Consider the following 6,094-nt stretch of genomic DNA (forward strand, 5'->3'; position numbering starts at 1 on the left):
CTGGTCTCCACGATGCACGCCACCGAAGCCGGACGACATTCCGGCTGGGTTTCCGGCCGGCTGAGTCGTCAGGTGCACGCGATCGAATCCTGGCTGGTCAACGAATCCGACTCGCTGATCACCTGTTCAACGTCGATGAGCGAGGAGATCACCGAACTGTTCGGGCCCGGCCAGGCCGAAACCACGGTGATCCGCAATGGAATCGATGCGGCCCGGTGGCCGTTCGCCCCACGACGCCCGGGCACCGGTCCGCCCGAGTTGGTGTACGTCGGACGGCTCGAGTACGAAAAGGGCGTGCACGACGCCATCGCCGCGCTGCCGCGAATCCGGCGCGCCCACCCGGGGACCACGCTGACCGTCGCCGGGGAGGGCACCCAGCGCGACTGGCTGGTCGAGTGTGCCCGCCGGCACCGGGTGCGCAAGGCGACGCGCTTCGTCGGGCAGCTCGACCACGAGGAGTTGCTGGCGTTGCTGCACCGGGCCGACGCGGCGGTGCTGCCCAGCCATTACGAGCCGTTCGGGCTGGCGGCGCTCGAGGCCGCCGCGGCCGGCACCCCGCTGGTGACGTCCAACGCCGGCGGGCTGGGCGAGGCGGTGATCAACGGGGTGACCGGGGTGTCCTGTCCGCCGGGCGATGTGGCCGGGCTGGCTATCGCGGTTCAGGGGGTGCTCGACGATCCGGTTGGCGCACAGCGCCGGGCCGCTGCCGCCCGCGAGCGGCTCACCTCCGACTTCGACTGGGACACGGTGGCCGACGAGACCGCGCAGGTGTACCTGGCCGCCAAACGCCGGGAGCGAGAACCGCAGCCGCGCCGGCCGATCATCGAGCACGCGCTGCCGGACCGATGAAAAGCCGCACCGCCAGCCTGCGCCAATACCGCACGCCGTGGTCAGGCTTGGCAGTCAGACCAGTCTCCGGCCGGGTAACAGCGGTGACCGGCGCCGCCCGTGGAATCGGCCGGGAGATCGCCCGCCAGTTGGCCGCCGCCGGAGCGCGCGTCGCCATCGGCGATCTCGACGTCGAGGCTGCCCGCCGCACCGCAGCCGAGCTTCCCGGCACGGTCGAAGGATTCCAACTCGACGTCACCGACACCGGGTCGTTCCGTAATTTCCTCGCCGTGACCGAGTCGCTGTGGGGGCCGATCGACGTACTGGTCTGCAATGCCGGCGTGATGTGGGTGGGCCCGTTCGACCAGGAACCCGAATCGGCGACGAAACGCATGATGGAAGTCAACCTGCACGGCGTCATCCGCGGTGTTCGGCTGGCGGCACCCGCCATGCGGGCACGCGGCCGCGGACACATCGTGACCGTCGCCTCGGCCGCGGCAAAGGTCTCGCCGCCCGGCGAATCCAGCTACGCGGCCACCAAACACGGCGTCCTCGGCTACCTGGTCGGTGTGCGCGAAGAATTGCACGGCAGCGGAGTAGAGATCTCGGTGATCATGCCGGCCGTAGTGGACACCGACCTGGCCGCCGGCACCTCCGCCGGCGGCGCCCGGCTGCTGCAGCCGAGCGACGTCGCGCGCGCCGTTGTGCGAACCGTGCGGCGGCCGCGCTTTCAGGTCACCGTCCCCAGCTATGTCGGCTCGCTGACCTGGTTCGTCGGCGTGCTGCCGCAGCGGCTGCGTGACGTGGCCTGGCGGCGCATGGTCCCCGATCAGGTCGCGGCGACCCACGGCTCGTCGGTGCGCAGCAAGTACCAGCAAACTCTTACCGAATCCGCTGAAACAGGCGATCAGCAATAGCGGTCTTTGGTTGGGCTCGGGCTTCAGCGGGACGCTTTCTTGCGTTCGATGTCGGCCAGCGCAGCGGCCAACTCGGCGCGCTGCGCGGCCGAGGTCTCCCAGGCCAGTTTGCGGTTCTTGACCACCTTGGCCGGCGCGCCCACCGCGATCGAGTAGTCCGGGATGACGCCGCGCACCACGGCATGTGAACCCAGTACGCAGCCGCGGCCGATGAGGGTGCCGCGCAACACGCTCACCTTGGCCGCAACCCAGGTGTCCGGGCCGATGCGGACCGGGCTTTTGACGATGCCCTGGTCCTTGATCGGCATGGTGATGTCGTCCATCTTGTGGTCGAAGTCGCAGACGTAGCACCAGTCGGCCATCAGCACCGAGTCCCCGACTTCGATGTCGAGGTAGGCATTGATGACGTTGTCGCGGCCCAACACCACCTTGTCGCCGAACCGCACCGAACCCTCGTGCGCGCGGATGGTGTTCTGGTCCCCGATGTGCACCCAACGACCGATCTCCAGCTGAGCCAGTTCCGGGGTGGCGTGAATCTCCACGTCTTTGCCCAGGAAGACCATGCCGCGGGTGATGACGTGCGGGTTGGCCAGCTTGAACTTCAGCAGCCGCCAGTAACGCACCAGGTACCACGGGGTGTAGGCCCGGTTGGCCAGCACCCATCTCAGCGAGGCCAGAGTGAGAAACCTGGCCTGGCGTGGGTCGCGTAACCTCGATCCCCGCCAGCGACGACGAAGCGGCGCGCCCCACATGGTGGTCATGGCCGCAAAGCCTACGCGAACCTTGTGCCGCGCCGCGCTACCGTTACCTGGACTTGATCAGCGACTGGCTCGGCGACGCGTCAGCAACCGCGCGAGAAGGATTGGGGACTGCACCGTGTTCGCCCAACGTTCTCGCCCGCTGAATTGGGCAAGCCTGCGGCGGTTCGTTGTCGTGGTGTCGCTCACCTCTCTCTCCATTCTCCCGTTGGGCGGCTGCGGCAACACCGACTCGTGGGTCGACGCCGCGCCCGCACCCGGCTGGTCCGCCCCCTACGGCAACGCCGCCAACAGCAGCTACACCGCGACCGTCGGTGCACAAAACCTCCGACTGGCCTGGACGCGCTCCGTCAAGGGCGAACTGGGAGCCGGTCCGGCGTTGAGCGCGCGCGGCTGGATCGCGCTCAACGGGCAGACCCGCGAGGGTTGCTCGCTGATGGAGTGGGAGGACGACAACAACGGCCGACAGCGCTGGTGCACCCGGCTCTACCAGGGCGGCGGGTTCTTCGGCCCGCTCTTCGACGGCTTCGACAACGTCTACGTCGGCCAGCCCGGGGCGATGCTGTCGTTTCCGCCCACTCAGTGGATCCGCTGGCGCGCACCGGTGATCGGGATGCCTGCCACGCCACGGATTCTCGGCCACGGCCAGTTGCTGGTGATCACCCACTTAGGTCAGGTGCTGGTCTTCGACGCCCACCGCGGCACGGTGATCGGCAACCCACTGGACCTGGTCGACGGCGTCGACCCGACCGACTTCAATCGGGGATTGTCCGACTGCGCCCCGGCGCGACGGGGCTGCCCGGTGGCTGCGGCGCCCGCGTTCGCGGCGCCGAGCGCGACGGTGGTGGTCAGCGTCTGGCAACCGGGTGCCAGAGCCGCCGGGCTGGTCGGGCTCAGATATCACCCGCTGGACAACCCGCTGCTCACCCAGGAATGGACCAGCGACGCGGTCTCCGCCGGGGTGCTGGCCAGCCCGGTGCTGTCCGAGGACGGCTCGACCGTCTACGTCAACGGCCGCGACCAACGGCTGTGGGCCCTTGACGCCGCCGACGGCACGCCGAAATGGTCCGTGCCGCTGACGTTTCTGGCGCAGACACCGCCCGCGGTATCACCGGACGGACTGATCGTGGCCGGCGGTGGGCCGGACACGCATCTGGTCGCGTTCCACGACCGCGGTGATCATGCCGAACAGATGTGGCGGCGCGATGACGTCACCCCGCTGTCGGCATCGAGCCTGACCGGTGGTGCCGTCGCCTACACCGTTGTCGCCAGCACCGATGCGGGCCCGGGCGGGTTGTCGCTGCTGGCCTTCGACCCGACCGACGGCCACAGCATCGACAGCTATCCGTTGCCGGACGCGAGCGGCTTTCCGCTCGGGGTGTCGGTAGGTCACGATCGCCGGGTGGTGACCGCCACCAGCACCGGGCAGGTCTACAGTTTCGCCCCGCAGTAGCCTGCCGATCCGCTCACCCCGGTGTCCCCCAGGTCGCAGCGCTACACCGTCAGCGGCGGGATGTCGTTGCGCGGTACCCGGACGGAGGTGGGGCCGGCAGGCAGCGGTAGCAACTCACCGGGTGCGAAGTAGAAGATCAGGTCTGCATCGGTGATGGCAAAGTTCTGATAGTGCGACGGGTCGAGGCCCGAGCCCGCGGGAATCAGCACCACCGACAACCCGGTTTGGCGTCCCAATTCGCGCTGCACGATCGGGAAAATGGCGTCCAGTGGTTTGCTGTTCGGTGCGAACAGCGTGTCGAACGTGATCGGCTGCCGCCGGGCCAGGTCGTAGTTGAACGACTTGTACCAGGTGGAGGGGTGCGGCCCACCGACCTCCTGGAAGATCTTGAGCACCACGCTGCGGGTGCCGTTCGGGGGCTGGCCGGAACGGTGCTGCTCAGTGGTGGCGTCCATTTCGTAGGGTTGGCCGCGCGATCCGCTCGTCTTCGCCACGGAGATGAATCCGTCGCGGTTTTGCGCTATGTAGTCCGTCAGCACCTGCTGGTCGGGATAGTCGACCGGGAACGTCAAGTCCACGGTGTAGCCGGGACTGGAGGCGTGGACGTGACATATCTGCCCGCTTTCGACCACTCCACCCAGCTCGGCGCAGGACGACAGGGCCGCCGCCGGCGGCATGCCCGACCAATTGCTCCCATTGCCCATGACATCCACCGCACCTATCAGCAGGGCGGCCACCACCAGAATGCGCATCGTCGAATTGTCCCGTACGTCGTTGCCAACAGAGGCTGAAATGAGAAGTTACCCCGGTGTGCACGACGGCTTGATCCCGGTGACTATCACGTTGTAGAACCAGCCTTTGGGAACCACGCGACGCCACACATTGGCGTCCACCCAGCTCAGCGCGGTCCAGCTGCGGTACACGAACATCGCCCAGTCCCAGCCCAGCTTCCCGGGCGGCACCGCGGCCTCGAAGGTGCGCACCGGCCAGCCCAGCATCGCAGCGGTGAACTCCTCGCTGGTTGTGGCCACGCCGACCGCTCCGGCGGAGATCGCCATCTGCTCCAGATCGGTGGGTTCGAAGGTGTGCAGGTCGACCACGGCCTCCAATGCGGCCGCCCGTGAGGACTCGTCGAGTTCGGCTTGGGGGCGCCGCCATCCGGAGAGACCGGGTAAGCGGGTGACGTTGGTGGTGATCCGCCAGGTCAACGTGGACAGGGCACGGGCATAGCCGTTGCCGACGGTGGTCGGCTCCCCGGCAAACACGAACCGCCCGCCCGGGCGCAGTACCCGCACCACCTCCCGCAGCGACAACTCGACGTCGGGAATGTGGTGCAGCACCGCGTGACCGACCACCAGGTCGAACGTGTCGTCGTCGTAGGGGATGCCCTCGGCGTCGGCGACTCGGCCGTCGACGTCCAAGCCCAGCGCCTCTCCGTTGCGCACCGCGACGTTGACCATGCCGGGCGACAGGTCGGTGAGCGAGGCGTGCCGCGCCACCCCGGACTGCATGAGGTTGAGCAGGAAAAACCCGGTACCACAGCCCAGTTCCAGCGCGCGATCGTAAGGCAGGTCACCGATCTCGGCGAGTTCCTCGGCGGGCACAATCGCGTCGAACCGGCCGCGGGCGTAGTCGATGCAGCGCTGATCGTAGGAGATCGACCACTTCTCGTCGTAGTTCTCGGCTTCCCAGTCGTGGTAGAGCACTTGCGCGAGCTTGCTGTCATACCGGGCCGCTTCCACCTGCTCGGCGGTGGCATGCGGCTGCGGCACCGGGTCGGTACTCGTCACGATGGGTCAGCCTATCGGCTGGCCGGGTTGGCGGGTGCGGTGCCGGCTCAGATTGGGGCGAGGACACCACCGAGAATCGAGTCGCCCGCCGCCGCTCCGGCCGCTCCCGCACCATCGCCCAGCGCGCCGGTGACGGTATCGATCACCGCTTGCGGGAACTGGGTTGTCGCCGCGGCCACTTCGTCGAAACCGTTCTGGATCGCAGGCTCGATTGTCGTGACAGCGCCCCCGATAATGGCCTCCCAAAGGTGCCACAGCGCCATCTGCGGCGCGGTGATCAGGTCGCGCCAGTCGACAAACAATCCCGTCAGCAAGCCCGGATGCTGCGGGACGTCCGTCCCGTCCCAG

6 protein-coding genes and 1 pseudogene are annotated in these 6,094 nt (G+C 68.1%); 3 read left to right on the forward strand and 4 right to left on the reverse strand.

Going from position 1 to position 6,094, the window contains the following annotated elements; translation table 11 throughout:
• Together AC2VOP_RS05325 and AC2VOP_RS05330 are read left to right on the forward strand one after the other, a co-directional pair.
• Positions 1-849, forward strand: an 849-nt coding sequence (locus AC2VOP_RS05325; RefSeq protein WP_486959980.1) for a glycosyltransferase family 4 protein, incomplete at its 5' end; no start/stop codon positions are given.
• Entirely contained in the window at positions 846-1,745 is a 900-nt protein-coding gene (locus AC2VOP_RS05330) for an SDR family oxidoreductase (protein ID WP_486959981.1), read from the forward strand. The genes AC2VOP_RS05325 and AC2VOP_RS05330, both read left to right, overlap by 4 nt.
• Before the next feature lie 23 nt (positions 1,746-1,768).
• On the opposite strand, the gene AC2VOP_RS05335 is transcribed toward AC2VOP_RS05330, so the two are convergent.
• Positions 1,769-2,506, reverse strand: a complete 738-nt coding sequence (locus AC2VOP_RS05335; protein WP_486959982.1) for an acyltransferase — start codon at positions 2,504-2,506, stop codon at positions 1,769-1,771.
• A gap of 175 nt (positions 2,507-2,681) precedes the next feature.
• Here AC2VOP_RS05335 and AC2VOP_RS05340 point away from each other — a divergent pair, with 175 nt between their 5' ends.
• A complete protein-coding gene (locus AC2VOP_RS05340) occupies positions 2,682-3,956 on the forward strand; it encodes an outer membrane protein assembly factor BamB family protein (protein ID WP_486959984.1) in 1,275 nt (424 codons plus the stop codon).
• 41 nt (positions 3,957-3,997) lie between these two features.
• On the opposite strand, the gene AC2VOP_RS05345 is transcribed toward AC2VOP_RS05340, so the two are convergent.
• From AC2VOP_RS05345 to AC2VOP_RS05355, 3 genes and pseudogenes are all read right to left on the reverse strand, one after another.
• Entirely contained in the window at positions 3,998-4,708 is a 711-nt protein-coding gene (locus tag AC2VOP_RS05345) for an esterase (RefSeq protein ID WP_486959983.1), read from the reverse strand.
• Positions 4,709-4,756: 48 nt separating this feature from the next.
• Positions 4,757-5,749 carry a class I SAM-dependent methyltransferase gene (locus tag AC2VOP_RS05350; protein WP_486959985.1) on the reverse strand — a complete coding sequence of 331 codons (993 nt, stop codon included), beginning with the start codon at positions 5,747-5,749 and terminating at the stop codon, positions 4,757-4,759.
• A gap of 44 nt (positions 5,750-5,793) precedes the next feature.
• Positions 5,794-6,094, reverse strand: a pseudogene (locus tag AC2VOP_RS05355) (histidine phosphatase family protein); the annotation flags it as partial.

It is taken from the genome of Mycobacterium sp. TH-M106 (assembly GCF_057473765.1).